Origin of the sequence: Streptomyces sp. NBC_01537 (assembly GCF_045040445.1) — a bacterium.
Lineage (GTDB): Bacteria > Actinomycetota > Actinomycetes > Streptomycetales > Streptomycetaceae > Actinacidiphila.
In genome coordinates this window covers 1,245,700-1,264,043 of record NZ_CP109392.1, presented here as the reverse complement: position 1 = coordinate 1,264,043, position 18,344 = coordinate 1,245,700, and the positions used below count along the sequence as shown (strand labels likewise).

The window sequence follows — 18,344 nt, the reverse complement described above, 5'->3', positions numbered from 1 at the left end:
CGCGCATAGTAGCGCCGTGACCGCACCCGGTAGCGCGATGACTTCCTGGCCGCCGCCCGGCCGTGACAGCTCCATCGGCGGCCGCCAGTACACCTTCGCGCTGCCTGCGCGCGCCGAATCGGTCGCGCATGCCCGGAGCCGGACACGAGCGAGACTCACCCGCTGGAACATCGACGAGGAAACGCGCCACTCGGCAGTGCAGGTGATCTCCGAACTCGCCGCCCAGGCCGTCATCCAGGCGGGTGGCGACACGATCCTGTGCGAACTCGGCGATCACGGACTGCGGCTCCACGTCGCGGTTCACGACCAAGGGGTTGGCCCGAACAGCCCTCGGGCCAACCCCAACCCCAACCCCAACCCCGAATCGGAGTGGAACGAGAGCGGCTGCGGGCTGCTCATCGTCCAGACACTGAGCGCTTCCTGGGGCACTCATGCGACCGCGTCGGGATCCGGACGGGTCGTGTGGGCGGAACTGCCGTACGGCGCGGGGCTTTGACCACTCCTCCGGCTGTGCAGATCGGCCGGCTGCGCCGGCCCCGCGTGGGGGCGCGGCTGGCCATCCCGGCCGATCTGCCGGCCACCCTCGGCTGTGACGCGGTGGGCATGCCCACCGGATACGGGAAGATCGTCATGGACCGCCTGCCCCGGATCGGCTGCGTGTTCGCCGACAGCGCCCGACTGTGGTGGATCGTCCCCTCCGGCTCCGACACCGGCATGGACTGGCCCTGGGTCGCCCGCTATTCGGTCGGCGCCCACATACCCGGCCGGGCCCGGCTGATCCACCGCCCCAACGAGCCCGGGCTGTACACGCCGCCGATCCCGCTGTACGTGACGCTGTGTCATGTCGCGGGAGTGCCGCCGGTGGACCCCTAGGGGCTGGTCTGACCTGGCCTGGGCCGTGTCTGACAAATGGCGCCGGCCGCCCGAAGGGCGGGCCCCGCGGCGTCTGGTGCGTGCGATCGCAAGGCGGAGGATCGCCCTCGTAGTGGGCTGCTCGGGCGACTCCGACAGCGCGGCGAGCGCGCGCCCGCCGCGCCATCGGCTGCTGTCACTGCGGCGTCGTGGGGCAGACGGGATTTGTCAGACACGGCCTAACCCCCGTACACGTATGGCGTCGTCGTGCTCAGCTGGGCGAAGCCGAGCCGCAGCAGGATCGGGCGGCTGGTGTCGGCGGCGTCGACCTGGAGGTAGCCGTAGCCGCGCTCGGCGGCGAGCCGGGCGCGGTGGGCGACGAGGGCGCGGTAGATGCCACGGCCGCGCCAGGCGGGGAGGGTGCCGCCGCCCCAGAGGCTCGCGAATTCGGTTCCGGGATGGAACTCCATGCGGGCCGCGCAGACCGGGAGGTCGCCGGCCATGGCGAGGACGAGGGACAGCGTCCCGGGGTCCTCGGCGAGGTGGGACAGCATCCGGGACCGCAGGCGGGCGGCGCTGGTGCCGAAGGCCTGCTCGTGCACCTGGGCCACGAGATCGACCCCGGCTGGGTCGGTCACCGGGACCAGGCGTACGCCCTCCGGGAGCAGGGCGTCGGAGTCGGTGGCCAGATCCTCCACCCGGGCGACCATCAGGGCCTCCGCCGGCTCCGGTACGAAACCGGCCGCCCGCAGGCGCGCGGCGAGGTCGGCCGGGCGGTCGTGGGCGTACAGCTTCCACTCGAACTCGTCGCCGAGCGAGCCGAAGTGCCGTACCTGCTCGGCGATCGCCGCGTCGGCGGTGTCCTCGGCCAGGTCCGACCAGAGGACGCCGTTCCAGTCGTCCGCGCCGCCGGTCTGGCGCACGACCGGGCCGGACCGTTCGACCCGCGTCCCGGGATCCGCCGGGGCGCCGAGGCGCATCCGGCGGTCGTACAGGGCGAGCAGGGCGGTGAGGTCTTCATGATCCAGGTCCATCCGGCCACTCCAGCACCGGATGGGCGAGGGCGCCAACGGGTTTTCGCCGGGCGGGGCAGGGCGGGAGTCCGCCCGCCCCGCCCGGCGTTCCCGGCTATCCGGCGGTGAGGCGCACCGGCAGGGCCCGTACGCCGTGGCCGATGAAGCCCTCGGTGGGCCGCAGCTCATCCGCGGGGACGGCGAGCGTCAGCTCGGGGAAGCGGGCGAAGAGGGCCGGGAGGGCGATGGACGCCTCCAGGCGGGCCAGGGGCGAGCCGATGCAGTAGTGGACGCCGAAGCCGAAGGCCAGGTGCTCGAAGTCGCCCCGGCGGGCGTCGAACTCCTCGGCCGTCGGGCCGTGCAGCTCGGGGTCGCGGCTGGCCGCGAAGAAGGAGGCCAGGATCGCGTCGCCCTTGGCGATGGTGACGCCGCCGGGCAGCTCGATGTCGTCCACGGCGAAACGCAGCGGGAGGTTGGCGATGGACGGCGCCCAGCGCAGCGTCTCCTCGATGACGTCGTTCCAGGAGATCTTCCCGGCGAGCACGTCGGCGAGCTGGTCGGGGTGGGTGAGCAGGGCGTGCACGGCGTTGCCGATCAGGTTGACCGTGGTCTCGTGCCCGGCGCCGATGACCAGCAGCAGGGTGTCGATCAGTTCGGCCTCGCTGAGGCCGCTGCCGTCCTCGTCGTCGCGGGCGGCGATCAGCACACTCGTCAGATCGTCGCCGGGCGTCTCGCGCTTGGCGGCGACGAGCGCGGCGAGCAGACCGTGGACCTCCATGTAGGTTGCCATGGCCTGCTCGGGGGTGGCCGTGGTGTCCATGATGGCCTCGATGAGGCGCGCGGTGTCGGCCTGCTGGTGCTCGGGCAGCCCGAACAGCTCGCAGATCACCTGCATGGGCAGCGGGTGCGCGTACCCGCCGCGCAGTTCGCCCTCGGGGCCGCCCCGCTCGAGGCGGTCCAGCAGCTCGGTGGCGATCTCCTCGATGCGCGGGCCCAGGGCGTCGGTGCGCCGCTTGGTGAAGGCGGGCGCGACCAGCTTGCGCAGGCGGCGGTGGTCCTCGCCGTACGCGCTGAGCATGTTGGTGACGCCGATCCAGTTGGCGACCCAGGTCTGCTGGTACTCGCCGTTGATCCAGGCCGGCCAGTGCTGACGCGGGTCCTTGGAGACCCGGTCGTCGGTCAGCAGCTCCTTGAGCACCGCGTTGCCGGTGACCGACCAGGCACGGATGCCGCCGGGCAGCTCCACGAGTGCGGCGGGGCCTATCTCGCGGAGGAGAGCGGCCTCTCCGGCGAGGTCGGCGCCTGCGGGGTCGAGGAGGACGGGCTGCTGTTCCAAGGTGTGGCTCCTGCCTGGTCGGGCGTGATCGGGCTGAAACGGGCCGGAAGGCCGGTGAGGGCGCGGTGGAAGGGTCCGGGGCGCCACACGAGCTCTTCGCGGGGGACGGTGAGTTCGAGGTCGGACAGGAAGCTGGTCAGCCGCTCCACGGCGGTGACCGCGATCAGCAGCGCCGGGTTCTTCACCGGGCAGGCGTGCGGTCCGGCCGCCCAGGCCAGGTGCGCGCCGCCGTCGGTGCGGGGACCGGGCGGCAGGCCGTCGGGGCCGGTGTTGGCCGCCGAGTACGAGACCATGACCAGCTCGTTCGCCTTGATCCAGGTGCCGTGGAAACGGACGTCGTGGCGCGGGAAGTGCGCCGAGTAGTTGGCCAGCGGAGGCTCGCTGCGCAGCACGTCCTCGATGGCGTCACGCGCGGTGAGGGCGCCGCCGGTGAGGGTGTGGTAGTAGCGCTGGTCGGAGAGCATCCGGGACAGGGCGTTGGAGATCAGGTTGGCCGTCGGCTCGTTGCCCGCGCCGAGGGTGAGGAAGACCTGCTGGAGGACCTCCTCCGGGGACTGGCCCTCCGGGTGGTCCAGGAACCACGAGGTGAGGTCGTCGCCGCGCTGCTCCAGCTTGAGGGCGACCAGCTCGGACACGTAGCCGTAGAACTCGCCGCCGCCCTCCGTGGCCTCCTCGGGGCTGCGGGCCTCCATCATCTTGGACAGCGCGGAGACCAGCCGGGCGCCGTAGGCGTCGGGCAGCCCGAACAGGGCGTTGAACAGCAGCAGGGGCAGCGGCCGGGTGTACTCGGTGACCAGGTCCACGTCGCCGCGCTGGGCGAACCGCCGGATGAGGGAGTCGGCGACGCCGATGACCCGCTCGCGCAGCAGGTGCGGCTCGATGCGGCCGAAGCTGTCGGAGATGACCCGCCGGTAGCGGGTGTGCGCGTCCCCGTCGTTGAACAGCGCGTTGGGCCGCCACTGCATCATCGGCAGCACCGGGCAGTCCGGCGGCAGCGTCTCCTGCCACACGCGCGGGTCCTTGGACCAGGTGCCCGGGTCGCGCAGCAGGTCCAGCGCGGCGCGGTAGTCGGTGACCAGGTGGGCGGGCACACCGGGGGAGATCTCCACCGGGGCGACCGGTCCGTACTGGCGCAGCCGCGCGTAGACCGCGTGCGGGTCGGCGGCGAAGTCCGGTCCGTACAGCGGCACGGTGCCGTAGGGGGGAGCGGCAGGGGTCACAGCGTGGCTTCCAGGGAGGATTCGGCGATGAGATGGGAGGCGAGGGTGATGAGGGCGTCCACGGCCGAGCCGGGGTCGCGCACGTCGCAGACCACCAGCGGGGTCTCCGGGGCGAGATCCAGGTGGTCGCGCAGCACTTCGGGGGTGTACGCGGGCGCGTCGGGGAAGGCGTTGACGGCCACCGCGTAGCTCAGCCCGGCCTCCTCGATCAGGTCGATGGCGCCGAAGGACTCGGCCAGGCGCCGGGTGTCGGCCAGCACCAGCGCGCCCAGGGCGCCCCGGGCGATGTCCTCCCACAGCGGCAGGAAGCGGCGCTGGCCGGGGGTCCCGTACAGATAGAGCACGATGTCGCCCGGCAGGGTGCGGCGGCCGAAGTCGATGGCGACGGTCGTGGTGGTCTTGTCGCGCACTCCCGCGAGATCGTCGACCAGGGCGCCGGCCTCGGTCATCACCTCCTCGGTGTGCAGCGGGCGGATCTCGGACAGCGAGCGGATGAGGGTGGTCTTGCCGACGCCGAAGGGGCCCGTGACCAGGATCTTCACCAGGAGCTGGTCCGGGCTTCCGGTCAGGTAGATGTCGCTGTCTGCCGGCTTATCGAATGGCGCGTAGTCCACTGAGAAGCCTCTCTAGGATCTGCCGGTCGTGCTTCTGGGCCGCCGGGATGGGAGCACGGGCGATCAGGTGCCCGGCGTCGACGAGGTCGGACACCAGCACCTTGGTGACACTGACGGGCAGCCGCAGATAGGCGGCCGCCTCGGCGAGGGACAGCGCGCCGCCCGCCAGGAGTTCGAGCAGCCGGAGCTGCGGCGGGTCCAGGCCCTCCGGGACGACACCGCTCGCCGCGTTGATCACGGAGAGCTGGTCGAGGGTGTTGCGGCTGGGCCGGGCCCGCCCGCCGGTGGCCAGATAGGACGGTACGAGTCGCCTTCCGCCTCGGCCCGCCGTCATGACGCCTGGGCGGAGCCGTGGTCGCGGGGGGCGGTGCTCATGACTTTCCGGCCCAGGGTGTTGACCTGGATCTGCATGTGGTGGGTGACCACACCCATGTCCACCCCGGTCGCCGCGAAGACCGCCAGCACGGTGTTCTGCCCGGCCGGGACCGCGAAGACGAAGCCGTTGCTCGTCTCCACCACGACCTGCCGGACCTGGGTGTCGATGTCCCCGGACAGCGCCGCGCCCATCGTCCGCGCGGCCCCCTGCAGCGCCGACATCATCGCCGACGCCCCCTCGCCCGCCTCCCGGGTCAGGCCCGGCGACGCGCCCTGCACCATCCCGTCGGTGGACAGCACCAGCCCGTGGACCACCCCCGGCAGCACGAGCAGCGGTTCCAGGACCCAGGACATGTCCTGCTGGACGGAGCTTCGTTTGGCGGTGGTCATGCGCGGTCCCCTTCGCGGGTCTGCTCGGTCTGCGGGACGTCCTGTACGGCCTGTACGGCGTCCTCCACGACGGCCCGTCCCGAGGCGGTGCCCGCCTGGAACGAGGCCCAGGTGGCGCCGGTCTCCTCCGGCGTACGGGCGTGCTCGGCGGACTCCGGCTCCGGCTCCGGCGCGGCCGGGGCGGCGGTGGCGGAGACGGGGCTGCGCCTGCGGCGGCGCGGCAGCTCGTCGTGCCCGGGCGCGACGACGGCCGCCACGGGCGCGGCGGGCGCGGTCGGGGCCGCGGCGCGGGGCGGCAGCGGGGCGCTCACCGACATCGGCTGCTCCTCCTCGTCCATGACGGTGAGGAGATTGCCGGGGATGAACACCACGGCCCGTACGCCGCCGTAAGGAGCCGGCTTGTCGACGGAGACCGCGAAGCCGTACTGCCGGGTGAGCCGGCCGATGGCGGCGAACCCGGAGCGCGGCGGGTCGCCCAGCTCGGTGAGCCGGACCGGCAGCCGGCCGGACATCATGGCGGTCGCGTACTCGACCTCGTCGGCGTGCATGCCGACCCCGGCGTCGTCGATGACGATGCAGGCGCCCGAGGTGGTCTGATGCAGGCTCACATCCACCGCGAGCGTGCCGTGCGAGTGGTGCACGGCGTTGGCCAGCAGTTCGGTGACGGTGATGGCGATCGGCTCCACCGCCCGCGAGACCACGCCGACCGCGTCGGCCAGCTGGCTGGTGACCTGGATCCGGTGGAATCCGCGCACCCGGGACTGCGCGCCCACGACGATGTCGCCGAGGTGGGAGTCCGCCCGGCTGAGGCCCGGCCAGGCCCCGCACAGCACGCCGGTGGCCTGGATACGGCGCAGGTTCTGCTCGTTGAGCTGGTCCAGGGTGAGCAGGTCCTCGGCCAGCCGCGGGTCGTCGTACCGCTCCTGCATCTCGACGATCTGCGACTGCAGTTGGTAGCTCATCGCCTGCATGACGGTGGTCGCGCCGCGCATGGTGGCCTGCGCCGCCTCGTCGACCCGCTGCCGCTCCGCCTCCACGGCCTTCGCGAGCAGGTCCAGGGCGGCGCTGTGGTCCTGCCCGATCCCGGACTCGTCGAACCCGCTGTGCAGCGGTCCCGGGACCGGCAGATGGCGGTGCGCGAGATGCTCCGCCATGGCAGGCAGGCGGCTGGCGACCAGATGCCGCGTCTCGTCGGCCACGGCCTGCGCGTGCGCGGCGAACTGCTCCTTCTCCCGGTCCGCCGAGTCCAGTTCGGCCCGCGCCTGCTCCGCGTCCTGGCGCAGGGCGCTCACCTGGCGCCGGGAGCGCACCAGGATGGGCGCCATGACCGCCCCTGCCGTGGTGCCGGCCGCGAGGCACCAGGTCAGGGCCTCCGGTATCTGTGTCATCGGTTCCTCGTTCAGCGGGTGTCGGGCGGTGCCCCGTGCACGAAACAAGACGGAACTTTAGCGTCCGATCCTGTACGAAAGATCTCCGAACGGCCAGAAAAAAGGGACGCTTTACGAACAGGATCCGAACGAGTTGATCACATCTCGGCTCCTCGCGTTCACCGGATTCCGCAACCGTCCGTTACGGAAGGGTTCTTCCGGAGTGACCGGAGGGCGCAGTCCGCTCCACCGAACCACGGCTTCCTGTGCGGCCGCTGAGTACCGGGTCGGGCCATGGCTGGCATAGCGATTGACCATTTCCCCTTGTTTCCCTCAGGTTGCTTGACTCGTGAACGCGAACCTAGGGCCGGCCATCCCCACATGGCCAGGCATGGATGACAAGGGAGTTGTTCATGGCACGACAGAGCATGCCGCAGATGACCAGACGCGCGATCCTGGTCGCCGGAACCGCCACCACCGGGGCCCTGCTGGTTCCCGCGCTCGCCACCGCCGCCGGAGCCGCGACGGTCGGGAAGATCTCGGTCGGCGCCGGGGAGACCTACGAGCTCACCGCGACCACCCGCGTGAACGTCCTCACCATCGCGGAGGGCGGCAGCATCACGGTTCCGGACGGCTACAGCCTGTCGATGACCGTCAACGGCGTGGACACCGGCGAGGCCATCATCGGCACCGGCGGCACCGACACCGCGATCCAGGCCGGCACCTACCGCGGCGACATCGTGCTCACCGTGGCCACCGCCAACGACATCACCTACAACGGCCTCGTCTTCCCCTTCCGCCAGGCGATCCACGTGGACGCCGACGGCGTGGTCAAGGCCTCCTCCGTCCTGGCCGGCGTGGTCGGCGGCCGCCTCACCGACGCCTACGCCAAGGACGTACGCATCTCCTCGACCGGCGAGGCCTACAACGGCGTCTTCGCGGCGGGCAGTTACACCCTCCAGCGGCCCCGGATCCGCTTCACCGGCAACGGCCGCTCGGACTTCGTCGGCTACGGCGCGGCCGTCCTCGGCACGGGCACCGACACCACCCTGGTGGTCGAGGGCGCCGACATCGACACCAAGGGCGCGGTCCGCACCGCCGTCATCGCCGACGGCGGCAGCAACGTCATCGTCAAGAACTCCACGATCCTGACCAAGAACGGCGTCCTGCCCGACGACTACCAGTCCACCGTCAACACCCCCTACATGGAGGACGCGCCCTGGATGCTCGGCATCTCGGGCAACGTACGCGCCACCAACCTCCTCGGCACCGCCACCAAGGCCACCTACATCAACTCCTCGGTCTTCTCCGAGGCCTGGGGCGCCCTGTCCGTCGACAACGGCTCCAACACCCAGCTCACCGCCATCAACTGCGAGTTCGGCAACACCGGAATCGACGGCTACGGCACCTACGCCATCGGCAACGCCACCGAGCGCATCCTCGGCTCGCGGCTGGAGGTCGCCACGTACGCGGCCATCAACCGCGGCGGCGCCATCCACTACGGCGACAGCACCCGCGCCGCCGTCGCCCAGCTCAACGAGGACCTGGAGCTGGGCCTCACCGCCCGCGAGCTGGCCGCGATACCCGTGCGGCCCACGGTCATCAACTCCCGCCGCTGGGGCTTCATGTGGCACGGCGCCGGCTCGGTGGACATCAGCGGCGGCACGGTCGTCAACTCCGAGAAGTCCACCTTCCTGGACAAGGGCCAGCAGGTCACGATCACCGTCGACGGCTCCGACGGCGCGAAGCTCAACCCCCGCAACGGGATCATCCTGCAGGTGATGGAGGACGACGACCCCGGACCGGTCATGGTCGACGGCGTGCTGCTCAACGCGGGCGTCTACACCGAGCCGACGGGCGCCGCCACCAAGGACAGCAGCTTCGACGTCACCGCCGTCCACACCGCCGACGCGGCCGCGACCTTCACCGACATCGCGCTCAAGGGCGACTTCTACAACGCGATGCGCAAGGGCAAGAACCTGGTCCTGACCTTCGACGGCTCCCGCGTCGAAGGCGTGATCTCCGCGACCTCCGCCGTGCACGCCGTCAGCACCATCACCTCGGCCGAGTACCGGCAGCTCGGCGAGGTCACCAACACCGCCCAGGCCGCCGTCAACAACGGCGTCATCGTCACCCTCGGCAGCGGCTCCTCCTGGAAGGTGACCGGCACCTCCCACCTCACCAAGCTCGTCCTCGCCTCCGGCGCCTCCGTCACCGCCCCGCGCGGCAAGTCCGTCTCCCTGACGGTCGACGGCACCGCCACGGCCATCACGGCGGGCAGCACGTACAGCGGTGCGCTGGTCCTCACGGTCGGCTAGCGCGTCCCGCGTCCCGCGCCCTCAGCCGCCGGACGGGCTGAATTCAGCCCGTCCGGCGGCTGCGCAGCACGTCGTATCCGACGAAGGTGAACATGCGCGTGCCGGGCGCCAGCTCCAGCGGCTGGGGCTCTCCCGCGAAGCGGTGCACCCCGACGCCGAAGCCGGCGCCCGGGTCGGACAGCCATTGCCGCTCGAAACCGCGCGCCTCCAGCCACTCGCAGATCTGCGGCACCAGATCCGGCGCCTTGCGGTGCCGGGTCCACACGAGCGTCGCGCCGTGCGCGCAGAGCTGGGCGCAGTATCCGACGGTGCGCTCGATGTCCTCGTCGGTGATGTTGCCGAACACCCCGCACATCAGCACCAGATCGGCGGGGACCATGCCCCGGTAGGTGCCGGTCAGCCCGGCGTCGCCCACCACGACCTCGACATTGCGCAGGCCCGCCGCCCTGGCGGCGCGCTGCGCCGATGCCGCGTTGCGCGTGTCGAGTTCGACCAGGCGTGCGGCGACGTCCTCCCGGCGCGGGTGCTGCGGCAGTACGCCGAGCAGATCGCGCCCTTGTCCCGCGCACACACTCACCGCGTGCAGCGGCCCCGGTGGGCAGGCGTCCAGGGTCTGCCGGATCTGTTCCCGGACGACCTGGAGCCGTCGCGCGAGGTTGGAATCCGGCAGGTCGTAATGGTCGTGCCATTCGCTCCAGTCCATGGTCCGCCCTCTAGAAGCGCGCGGGCGAGTCATGGCTCAGCAGCGGCCCGAACGCGTCGCGGCGGGCCAGCTCCTCCAGCTCGTCGAGGGCGCGCCGGGCCTGCCGGGCGGCGTCCGGGTCGCGGTCGTCGAGGCCGCTGTCGAGGAACTCGTCCTCGTCGAGGCGCAGGACGGTGGCCCGGTCGGCGGAGAGCCAGAGGTCGAGGTCGAGGTCGGCGACGGTGAGGGAGCCGGAGGGTCCGTCGATGACGGCGGGGCGGGCGATGTCGCAGTACCAGCCCTTGAGGGTGCCGTCGGCGGCGTGGACCTCCTTGACGGAGTACCAGCGGTCGCGCCAGTAGTGCTCGGTGAAGAGGTCGCCGTGCTCGAAGGTGACGAATCCGAAGTCACGGCTCGCGGCTCCGGCCCAGGGGGCGCGTACGACGGCATGCGTGCCGTCGTCGGCGACGACGGTCGCGGGGTAGCGGACGTCGGGGCGCGGGTGCTTGACGAGCCGGACCGTCACAGCGCTTCCGGGGGTGAGCACGGCTGCCGTATCAGTGGCGTTCATGCGCCACAGCCTTACGCACGGGGGCGCCGGGCGGCCACCGAAATTCGGCGGCGGCGGCCGGGGGCCGTGACGTAAAGTCCGTTGCCATGACCTTGATCGTGCGCGAGTTCCGGGTCGGCGACGCCGAGGGAGTTTCCGGTGTGGTCAGGGCGGCGCTGCCCTATATGGGAGCCAACACCCCGGAGGTCATCGCCTGGAATGCCGCGAACGCGCCCGCCGCGCAGCGCTACCGGCTGTTTGTCGCGGACCTGGACGGTCGGGTCGTCGGCTGCGGCCGCACCGGCCTGTTCCACGACAGCAGCACACCCGGTCAGGCCTACGTCAACGTCAATGTGCATCCGGCGGAGCGCCGCCGGGGCGCCGGCGCCGCCCTGCTCGCGGCGGGCGAGGAGTATGTCGCCGGGCTCGGCGCGACCGCGGTGTACGTGTGGGCCCTGGACGACGACGGCTCGGTCGCCTTCGGCGAGAAGCGCGGCTACCGGGCGGGCAGTTCCTCGGCCTTCCAGCGCCTCGACCTGACGGCCGGGCTGCCCGCGCGTCAGCCGCTGCCGGACGGTGTCGAGCTGCGTACGGCGGCCGATTTCACCGCCGATCCCCGGCCGTTGTACGAGGCCGACGCCGAGTCGATCGAGGACGAGCCCAACGACGTGGCGACCGACGCCCCGCCGTACGAGTCCTGGCTCGCCAACGAGTGGTCCCGCCCCGAGCTGGATCGGGCGCTGACCACCGCTGTCCTGGTCGACGGTGTCGTGGCGGCGCTGTGCACCGCCCACACCGACGGCGGCACCCGCTACTTCTCGGCCGGCACCGGCACCCGCCGGGGGTATCGCGGCCGGGGGCTGGCCAAGCTCGCCAAGAACGACTCGCTGCACCGCGCCCGCGCGGCCGGCTACACGGAGGCGTTCACCGGCAACGACCTCGGGAACGGGCCGATGCTGGCGGTCAACAAGTGGTTCGGGTATGTCCCGTGCGCGACCGAACGGCGGATGGTGCGCGGGCTGGGCCTCTGATCCGGCCCAGGGCCTGTCCGGCGGATCTTGGCCGGGTCCGCGACGCCACAGTGACATCAGCCGCTGGCGCGGCGGGCGGCACCTCGCGGCGTTGCCGGAATGCCCACAGACAAACCAGTCTGTGGGCATTCCGGCGCCTTGCGATGTACCGCACCAGACGCCGCGGCCTATCCGACCCTGATCCGCCGGACAGGCCCTAGCCCGCGCACCCCTGGCTCACGTGCAGTACGTCGACTGCTTGCCGATGGCCCGGTACATGCAGTCAGCCTCCTCCAGGAGCAGCAGCGTGGCCTCCCGGTTGCGGCTGGTCTGCGCGGCGATCACCTCGTCGGGCGGGTAGAAGCCCGAGGAGCCGCTCGCGGTCGGGTACATCTCGAAGGTGTAGGCGAATATCTTCTGGTTGCCCCACAGCCAGTCGTCGATCGACCCGTCGGTGATGTAGAGGTCGCTGGACTGCTCGGGGGTGTAGCCGTTGGTGGCGGCCATGGTGTTGCCGAAGGTGGCGAAGGTGTTGTACTGGTCGGCCGTCATGCCGGTGGTGGTGTTCGTGGTCGTGTAGCCGAAAGGCCACAGGACCAGTTCGCTGTACGTGTGCCAGTCGATGGCGGCCTTGATCTGCTGCGTGCCGCCGACGACCCGGCTGCGTACGAAGTTGGCGACGACCTTCACCTCGGTGGCGGACTCGGCGGCGGAGCCGCGGTAGGTCAGGCTGGAGGTGGAGCCTGAGGAGCCGCCGCAGCAGCCCCAGTTGTAGGCCCAGTTGCGGTTGAGGTCGGTGCCGACGTACGAGGAGCCGGAGTTGGGCTGGCGGTTCTTGCGCCAGCTGCGGTAGCTGCCGGTGGCTATGTCGTACTCGCCGCCGTCGGGGTTGAGGTCCGGGATGACCCAGATCTCACGGGTGTTGACGATGTTGGCTATCCGGCTGTCGGAGGCGTAGTTGTCGCCGAACTGGTGCAGCAGGTACAGCGCCATCTCGACGGTGAGGTGCTCACGGGCGTGCTGGTGGTGGGTGAACAGCACCTCGGGCTCGGACTCGTCGGTGCCGACGTTGTCGCTGATCTTGATGGCGGTGATGTTGCGGCCCTCGTAGGAGGTGCCGATCACCTGCTGGGACATGATGGTGGGGTGCGCGGCGACCAGGGTGGCGATCTCCGAGGTCATCTCCGCGTAGTTGTGGTAGTTCGAGTCGGCGCTCGGGAAGTTGTCCACATGGACGGTGCCGTCGTCGGCCTCGGGCTCCTCCAGGACGGCGAGCCGGTAGCCCAGCGCCCGGACCTTCCTCGCCTGGGCGGCGGTCGCGCTGATGACGACGGTGTGTTCGAGCACCGCGTCGATGGACGCGCCGGTGGCGGTGAGCCGGTTGCGGTCGGCGAAGGTGCGGGGGCCGGCGACCTCGTACTGCTGGACGGACTCGTCGGCGGCCGCGACCGCGGCCTTCGTGGGCCGGCCGCCTTCCGTCGAGGGTGACGCGTCGGCCTGCACGGCCAGCGAGCCGGCCAGGGCGAGAGCGAGCAGAGCGGCGGTGGCCGTTGCCCGTCTGCCGGTTCGGGGGAACCTCATGAACGTCCTCCTGGATGTGGGGGATATGCGCAGGAGTGCGGGGTGCGTTCACGATGTTCTTTGCGTTGACATGGGCTCGTCAATGGCGGTTCGTGGTTTTGGCTTGAAGCTCCCTATGCGTTTGCTGTGTACGACTGCGGTTTCGGCTTCAGCTTCAGTGCGAGCACCGGGCAGTCCGCCGCCGCCCGCCGGGCCCGCTTCACCGCCGCGCGGCGCACCGGCTCGCCGTCGAGGAGCGGATAGCCCCACTCGTCGAGCGTGATGTGCTCGGGCAGCAGCTCGGCGCACAGCCCGTGCCCCTGGCAGGCGGTCCAGTCGACGGCGATCGACTGCTCTGCCGCCCCCGCCTCCTTCGTACGGCTCATCGTCAGTTTCCTTCCGGGACCGGCAGCAGCGGGGTGTGGTCGGTCGCCCGGCAGTATCCGGCGGCGTGGCAGTCGGCCTCGCCCGCGAAGGCGGTCAGCGCGCTGCGCACGAGCCGTACGGTGCCGTCGGGATGGTGGCAGGCACCGCGGCCCTCGACCAGCCCGGACCAGCGGGCGATGTCGTCGCGGACCAGGGCGATCCGCTCCGGCGCGCCCGGCACGGCCAGTTCGGCGAAGGCGGCGGCGATCCGCGGCAGCCCGTTCAGGCAGGGGCCGCACTGGCCCGCCGACTGCAGGGCGAGATAGCGCAGTACGCGAGCGGTCTCGGCCAGCCCGCAACGGTCGGCCGGCAGCGCGGCGAGCACTCCCGCGCCGGGAGTGGCCCCGTACGGCGTCAGGTCGGCCGCCGAGAGCCGCAGCTGTACGGCATGGGCGGCCGGAATCCACGCCCCGTGGTAGCCGCCGACCAGCACGGCCTGCGCCGGATCGCCCTGCCCGAGCAGGAGCAGCCTGCGCAGCGGCGTGCCGTACGCGGCCTCCACCACCGCCGGCTCACGGCCGGCCAGGTGCACGGTGCACAGCATGCTGCCCGGCTCGTGGCTCGTGCCGACCGAGCGGAACCACTGGGCGCCGTAACGGGCGACCAGCGCCAGGTGGGCCAGCGTCTCGACATTCTGCACCAGGGTCGGGGCCCGGCCCACTCCGCGCTCGCGCACCGGCGGCTCGGGGTGCCGGGGCAGGGCCGCCCGCCCAGACAGGCGCTCGGCCAGGGCCGAGGACTCGCCGGACAGGAATCGGCGCGGCACCTCCGCGATCCGTACCGGCAGCAGGTCGATCCCGGCGCGGGCCCGCCTGCCCACCGCGTTCTGCAGAGCGGCCAGCAGCCCCGTGCCTTCCTCGACCGCGAGCTGCGCCTCGCCGGCGCCGACCGCCGCCGCGGCCAACTGCAGCCCGTCCAGCACCAGATGCGGCGCCCGGCGCAGCAGCGTCTTGTCCTTCTCGCTGGCGGGCTCGCCCTCCGCGCCGTTGCCGACCACGACCGGCTTGCGGCCTCCGCGCCGCCCGGCCTCCGCGACCGCCGTCAGCTTGCGGTGCACCGGGAACGCCGCGCCGCCGTGACCGGCGAGCCCGGCATCGGCCAGGGTCTGTATGAGGGTGCCCGCGGCGGCGTACGGCGGGGGGCCGTGCAGCGCGGCATGCGCGGGAAGGTTGTCGGCTCCGTACAGCGGCAACAGCCGTGCGGGCGCCGGGGCTTCGGTGACGGGCATCGGTCAGACTCCGATCGGGCGAGAGCTGGGGCGAGTGTTTTCCAGAAGGTCGGCGGGCCTGCGCCGCCGGGGCGCGAGCGTCATGCGCGCGGCGAGCGCGGCGGCCACCGCCACGACGCAGCCGATGCCGAGCCAGAGCAGCCAGCCGGACGCCAGGTCCGTGCCGATGCCCAGCCCGTGCACGACCGCCAGCGGCCAGGACGCGTACGCCAGCCAGTGCACCGCCCGCCAGGTGCCGTGCCCCAGCCGGGCCCGCAGCAGACTGGTCGCGACCACCGCGAGCAGCAGGTCGAACGCGACCGTGCCCAGGCCCAGCCACAGCGGCTCGTACGAGCCCGCGAAGGGCACCACCACATCGGCGACGGAGATGGACACATAGCTGTCGGCGACCGCCGTCACGATGTGCAGCCCGAGGAAGACCACGGCGATGAGCGACACGCTGCGGTGCAGGGTCACGGTCCCGAAGCGCGGCAGGCCCGGAAGCCTGGTGCGCAGATGGACCGCGACACCGAGCAGCACCACCGCGGTGAACAGGACCAGGCTGACCACCCCGGTCGCACGGTTGAGATACCAGAGCGTCATGCCGCAGCCCCCGCTTCCTCGCAGGGCCAGCCCGCGGTCGTGCGTACCGTGCCGTCGGCCGCCACCAGCCGGGCCGGCAGCCCCAGCGCGGTCAGCCACTCCTGCGCCGACTCGCCGCGCAGCATCGCCGCCGTGCTGGCGGTGTTGGCGTCCACGCAGGTCGCCGCCGCGACCGTGACCGTACGCCACGGGGTCCGGGCCGGCTGCCCGGTACGCGGGTCCACGATGTGGTGCAGCTCCTGCCCGCCGCGCCGCCACCGCCGGGCCGAGGTGCCCGAGGTCGCCAGGCCGCCGTCCCTGATCGCCACCGTCGTGTGCGGGCCCACCGGGGCCTCGTCCGGATGGCCGGTGATGTCCTGCACCCGTATCCGCCAGCCGCCCTCCGGCGGCGGCCCGGCCACCGCCGTGTCACCGCCCAGGCTCACCAGCACCCCGCAGCCCGAGGCCGCCGCCAGCATCCGCGCCGCCCGGTCGGCCGCCCACGCCTTGGCCGTGGCCCCGAGATCCAGCCGCGTCCCGGCGGGCATCGTCACCGTCCCGTAGACCTGGTCCAGCCGCACCTTGCGCCATCCCGGCACCGGCCGCACGTCCAGCCGCAGCGGCTTGCCGTCCCGCTCCACCAGCTCGAAGTCCTTGTCATACCCGAGCGCGTCCATCGCCGACCCCACCGTCGGATCCACATCCCCGCCGGTCAGTTCCGCCGCCCGCAGCGCCACCGCGAGCGCCTCCAGCAGCAGCGGGCTCACCGGCACCGCACGCCCGGCCGCCCCGTCCAGCGCCACCAGCTCCGAGTCCGGCCGGAACCTGCTGCACGCCTCGTCCACCTCCGCCAGATCCAGCTCCAGTAGATACCGGCACGCGTCCAGATGGTCCGGGTCCGTCACCACCAGCCGCACCAGACACCCCAGCGCCCGGAAGTCCGCCGATGCCAGCGTCGTCGTGCGCATCAGGAGCTCCCCGAGGTCGCGTCGCCGGAGTCCTGCGCGGCGGCGGTCGGGCTGCTGCTCGCCGCCTGCAGCGTCGAGGACGAGCTGGAGTCGGAGCTGCTCGAGCTGCTCGTCGAGCTCGACGAGCTTGAGGAGCTCGACGCGCTCGGTGAGCTCGAAGCGCTCGACGAAGTCGTCCCGCTCGAACCGCTGTTACCGGAACCCGAACCGCTCGCCGACACCGTGTCGTCCGGCATGACCCCGATCAGTGCGAACGTCCCGCACAGCGCCGCCAGCGCCACGCCCGCCGTCACCATTCCCGTACGTGCCGAGCCTCTGCGGACACTGTCCCCGGCCCCTCCTGACCCCCATGACATGGCGGCTGCTCCCTTCCCTGCTTGTCCCTGCTCGCGCTTTCGTTCTATGAGCAACCTTCAGGGACGGGCCTGAGAAACCTATGAGCCGCCAGTGATCCCCCAGTGAGCTTTCCGGGGCCCGGCCTTAAGACTCGCTATGAGACAAACTGCGGTCCAATACCCGCGCCCACTCCCGGACTACCCCGGCCCGCCGGGCGCTGTCGTCGCTGAGCAGGTTGGCCAGGCCGAGGCCGCGGGCCATGTCCAGGGTGGCCTGGATGATCTCGCGGACACCTGGGGCGCTCTCGTCGGCGTCGAGCAGTTCGATGGCGAGGCGGTGGGCCTCGCGGCCGAGGCGGAGTTCGAGGGCGGTGACGCGGGGGCGGAGCGGGTCCTCGTCGGTGGCGGCGACCCAGAGGCGGAGGGCGGCGCGGAAGAGGGGGCCGGTGTAGAGGTCGACGAGCATGTCGAGGACGGCGCGGGTGCGGAGGGCGCCGGTGCGGGGGAGGGCGTCGGCGCGCTCGCGCAGCGTGCGCAGCCATTCGTCGGCGACGTGCTCGATGGCGGCGGTGAACAGGTCCTCGCGGGTGGGGAAGTGGTGCTGGGCGGCGCCGCGCGTGACGCCGGCGCGCTCGGCGACGACGGAGACGGTGCTGCCGGCCCAGCCGTGTTCGGCGAGGCAGGAGACTGCGGCTTCGAGGAGGCGACGGCGGGTGGCGCGGCTGCGGTCCTGCTGCGGGGCGCGGGGGGTCACGCGTGGCGTCACAGGGCCCATGGCGGGTCCCGGCGTTCGAGGAGGGCCCGGATGGCGGTGGCGGCTTCGGGGGAGGCGAAGAGGCGGGCGGACTGCTCGACGGCCGCGTCGGTGTCGCGTGCGAAGGCCCGCAGCACGGCGGCCGTGGTGAGCCGCTTGGACTCGGCCAGGCCCTGCGGTGACGCGGCGCGCAGGCCGTCCAGGATGCCGGGCAGGGCCGTGTCGGGGGCGGTGACCAGGCCGATCCGGACGGCCTCGGCGGGGCCGAACCTCTCGCCGGTGAGGTAGTAGCGGGCGGCGGCTCGCGGGTCGAGGCGGGGGAGTACGGGCAGCGAGATGACGGCGGGTGCCAGGCCGAGGCGGGACTCGGTGAAGGCGAAGGTGGCCTCGGGCCCGGCGACGGTGATGTCGCAGGCGGCCAGCAGGCCGAGGCCTCCGGCCCGTACGTGGCCGGTGGTGTGGGCGATGACGGGTTTCGGCAACTCGACGATGCCGCGCAGCAGTTCCGCGAGTCGCCGGGCGGCGGCGGGCGAGGGGGGATCCTTGAGGTCCGCTCCGGCGCAGAAGGTGCCGCCGGTGTGGGTGAGGAGCACCGCGCGTGCCTCCGGTGCCTTCGCGGCCCGGGCCAGTTCGTCGGACAGCTCGGCGACGAGCTGCGCGGAGAGGGCGTTGCGGTTGTGCGGTGAGTCCAGGGTGAGGGTGGTGATGCCCCGGTCGTGCGTGGTCGGTACGAGTGTCATCGATCTCCTCGGCCTCGGGCCCCTTCGGGCCCCTTCGGGCCCCTT

General features: G+C 72.1%; 21 protein-coding genes. 4 read left to right on the top strand and 17 right to left on the bottom strand.

Features of this window, described 5'->3' with window-relative positions; all coding sequences use genetic code 11:
- The first annotated feature begins 16 nt into the window (after nt 1-16).
- Nucleotides 17-496: an ATP-binding protein gene (locus tag OG607_RS05895; RefSeq protein WP_405719676.1), complete on the top strand. Its 480-nt coding sequence runs from the start codon at nt 17-19 to the stop codon at nt 494-496.
- Nucleotides 493-873, top strand: coding sequence for a hypothetical protein (locus tag OG607_RS05890; RefSeq protein WP_405719674.1), 381 nt, complete (start codon nt 493-495; stop codon nt 871-873). Before OG607_RS05895 ends, OG607_RS05890 begins: the two co-directional genes overlap by 4 nt.
- A gap of 218 nt (nt 874-1,091) precedes the next feature.
- On the opposite strand, the gene OG607_RS05885 is transcribed toward OG607_RS05890, so the two are convergent.
- The 7 genes from OG607_RS05885 to OG607_RS05855 form a co-directional block, all read right to left on the bottom strand.
- Nucleotides 1,092-1,886 carry a GNAT family N-acetyltransferase gene (locus OG607_RS05885; protein WP_405719672.1) on the bottom strand — a complete coding sequence of 265 codons (795 nt, stop codon included), beginning with the start codon at nt 1,884-1,886 and terminating at the stop codon, nt 1,092-1,094.
- Nucleotides 1,887-1,980: 94 nt separating this feature from the next.
- Complete coding sequence (locus OG607_RS05880; RefSeq protein ID WP_405719670.1) at nt 1,981-3,201, bottom strand: cytochrome P450; 1,221 nt, start codon at nt 3,199-3,201, stop codon at nt 1,981-1,983.
- Nucleotides 3,126-4,421, bottom strand: a complete 1,296-nt coding sequence (locus OG607_RS05875) for a cytochrome P450 (protein ID WP_405719668.1) — start codon at nt 4,419-4,421, stop codon at nt 3,126-3,128. Before OG607_RS05875 ends, OG607_RS05880 begins: the two co-directional genes overlap by 76 nt.
- The gene (locus OG607_RS05870; RefSeq protein ID WP_405736584.1) at nt 4,418-4,996 is read right to left on the bottom strand and encodes a GTP-binding protein; all 579 of its coding nucleotides are present in this window, start codon (nt 4,994-4,996) and stop codon (nt 4,418-4,420) included. Before OG607_RS05870 ends, OG607_RS05875 begins: the two co-directional genes overlap by 4 nt.
- 16 nt (nt 4,997-5,012) lie before the next feature.
- Nucleotides 5,013-5,369 (bottom strand): DUF742 domain-containing protein, encoded by a 357-nt coding sequence (locus OG607_RS05865; RefSeq protein ID WP_405719666.1) that lies wholly within the window; start codon nt 5,367-5,369, stop codon nt 5,013-5,015.
- Nucleotides 5,366-5,800 carry a roadblock/LC7 domain-containing protein gene (locus tag OG607_RS05860; RefSeq protein WP_405719664.1) on the bottom strand — a complete coding sequence of 145 codons (435 nt, stop codon included), beginning with the start codon at nt 5,798-5,800 and terminating at the stop codon, nt 5,366-5,368. The genes OG607_RS05865 and OG607_RS05860 overlap by 4 nt, the downstream gene beginning before the upstream one ends.
- Complete coding sequence (locus OG607_RS05855; RefSeq protein WP_405719662.1) at nt 5,797-7,188, bottom strand: sensor histidine kinase; 1,392 nt, start codon at nt 7,186-7,188, stop codon at nt 5,797-5,799. The genes OG607_RS05860 and OG607_RS05855 overlap by 4 nt, the downstream gene beginning before the upstream one ends.
- Before the next feature lie 392 nt (nt 7,189-7,580).
- Here OG607_RS05855 and OG607_RS05850 point away from each other — a divergent pair, with 392 nt between their 5' ends.
- Nucleotides 7,581-9,485 (top strand): hypothetical protein, encoded by a 1,905-nt coding sequence (locus tag OG607_RS05850; RefSeq protein ID WP_405719660.1) that lies wholly within the window; start codon nt 7,581-7,583, stop codon nt 9,483-9,485.
- Nucleotides 9,486-9,528: 43 nt separating this feature from the next.
- Here OG607_RS05850 and OG607_RS05845 read toward each other — a convergent pair whose 3' ends face one another.
- Both OG607_RS05845 and OG607_RS05840 read right to left on the bottom strand, forming a co-directional pair.
- Nucleotides 9,529-10,188, bottom strand: a complete 660-nt coding sequence (locus OG607_RS05845) for an SAM-dependent methyltransferase (RefSeq protein ID WP_405719658.1) — start codon at nt 10,186-10,188, stop codon at nt 9,529-9,531.
- A gap of 10 nt (nt 10,189-10,198) precedes the next feature.
- Entirely contained in the window at nt 10,199-10,738 is a 540-nt protein-coding gene (locus tag OG607_RS05840; protein ID WP_405719656.1) for a DUF402 domain-containing protein, read from the bottom strand.
- 86 nt (nt 10,739-10,824) lie between these two features.
- Between OG607_RS05840 and OG607_RS05835 the strand changes: the two genes are divergently transcribed.
- Nucleotides 10,825-11,748 (top strand): GNAT family N-acetyltransferase, encoded by a 924-nt coding sequence (locus tag OG607_RS05835; RefSeq protein ID WP_405719654.1) that lies wholly within the window; start codon nt 10,825-10,827, stop codon nt 11,746-11,748.
- A 216-nt stretch (nt 11,749-11,964) separates the two neighbouring features.
- On the opposite strand, the gene OG607_RS05830 is transcribed toward OG607_RS05835, so the two are convergent.
- The 8 genes from OG607_RS05830 to OG607_RS05795 all read right to left on the bottom strand — a co-directional run bounded on the left by OG607_RS05830 (nt 11,965) and on the right by OG607_RS05795 (nt 18,299).
- Entirely contained in the window at nt 11,965-13,308 is a 1,344-nt protein-coding gene (locus OG607_RS05830; RefSeq protein ID WP_405719652.1) for a M14 family metallopeptidase, read from the bottom strand.
- 113 nt (nt 13,309-13,421) lie between these two features.
- The gene (locus tag OG607_RS05825) at nt 13,422-13,673 is read right to left on the bottom strand and encodes a ferredoxin (RefSeq protein WP_405719650.1); all 252 of its coding nucleotides are present in this window, start codon (nt 13,671-13,673) and stop codon (nt 13,422-13,424) included.
- Between the two features lie 2 nt (nt 13,674-13,675).
- The gene (locus OG607_RS05820) at nt 13,676-14,941 is read right to left on the bottom strand and encodes an NADH-ubiquinone oxidoreductase-F iron-sulfur binding region domain-containing protein (protein ID WP_405719648.1); all 1,266 of its coding nucleotides are present in this window, start codon (nt 14,939-14,941) and stop codon (nt 13,676-13,678) included.
- 3 nt (nt 14,942-14,944) lie between these two features.
- Nucleotides 14,945-15,523, bottom strand: coding sequence for a ferric reductase-like transmembrane domain-containing protein (locus OG607_RS05815; RefSeq protein ID WP_405719646.1), 579 nt, complete (start codon nt 15,521-15,523; stop codon nt 14,945-14,947).
- Complete coding sequence (locus tag OG607_RS05810; RefSeq protein ID WP_405719644.1) at nt 15,520-16,470, bottom strand: FAD:protein FMN transferase; 951 nt, start codon at nt 16,468-16,470, stop codon at nt 15,520-15,522. The genes OG607_RS05815 and OG607_RS05810 overlap by 4 nt, the downstream gene beginning before the upstream one ends.
- Nucleotides 16,470-16,766, bottom strand: a complete 297-nt coding sequence (locus OG607_RS05805; protein ID WP_405719642.1) for a hypothetical protein — start codon at nt 16,764-16,766, stop codon at nt 16,470-16,472. The genes OG607_RS05810 and OG607_RS05805 overlap by 1 nt, the downstream gene beginning before the upstream one ends.
- Before the next feature lie 184 nt (nt 16,767-16,950).
- Complete coding sequence (locus OG607_RS05800) at nt 16,951-17,580, bottom strand: TetR/AcrR family transcriptional regulator (RefSeq protein WP_405719640.1); 630 nt, start codon at nt 17,578-17,580, stop codon at nt 16,951-16,953.
- On the bottom strand, nt 17,568-18,299 hold the full coding sequence (locus OG607_RS05795) for an enoyl-CoA hydratase family protein (protein WP_405719638.1): 732 nt from the start codon (nt 18,297-18,299) through the stop codon (nt 17,568-17,570). Before OG607_RS05795 ends, OG607_RS05800 begins: the two co-directional genes overlap by 13 nt.
- Nucleotides 18,300-18,344: the final 45 nt, after the last annotated feature.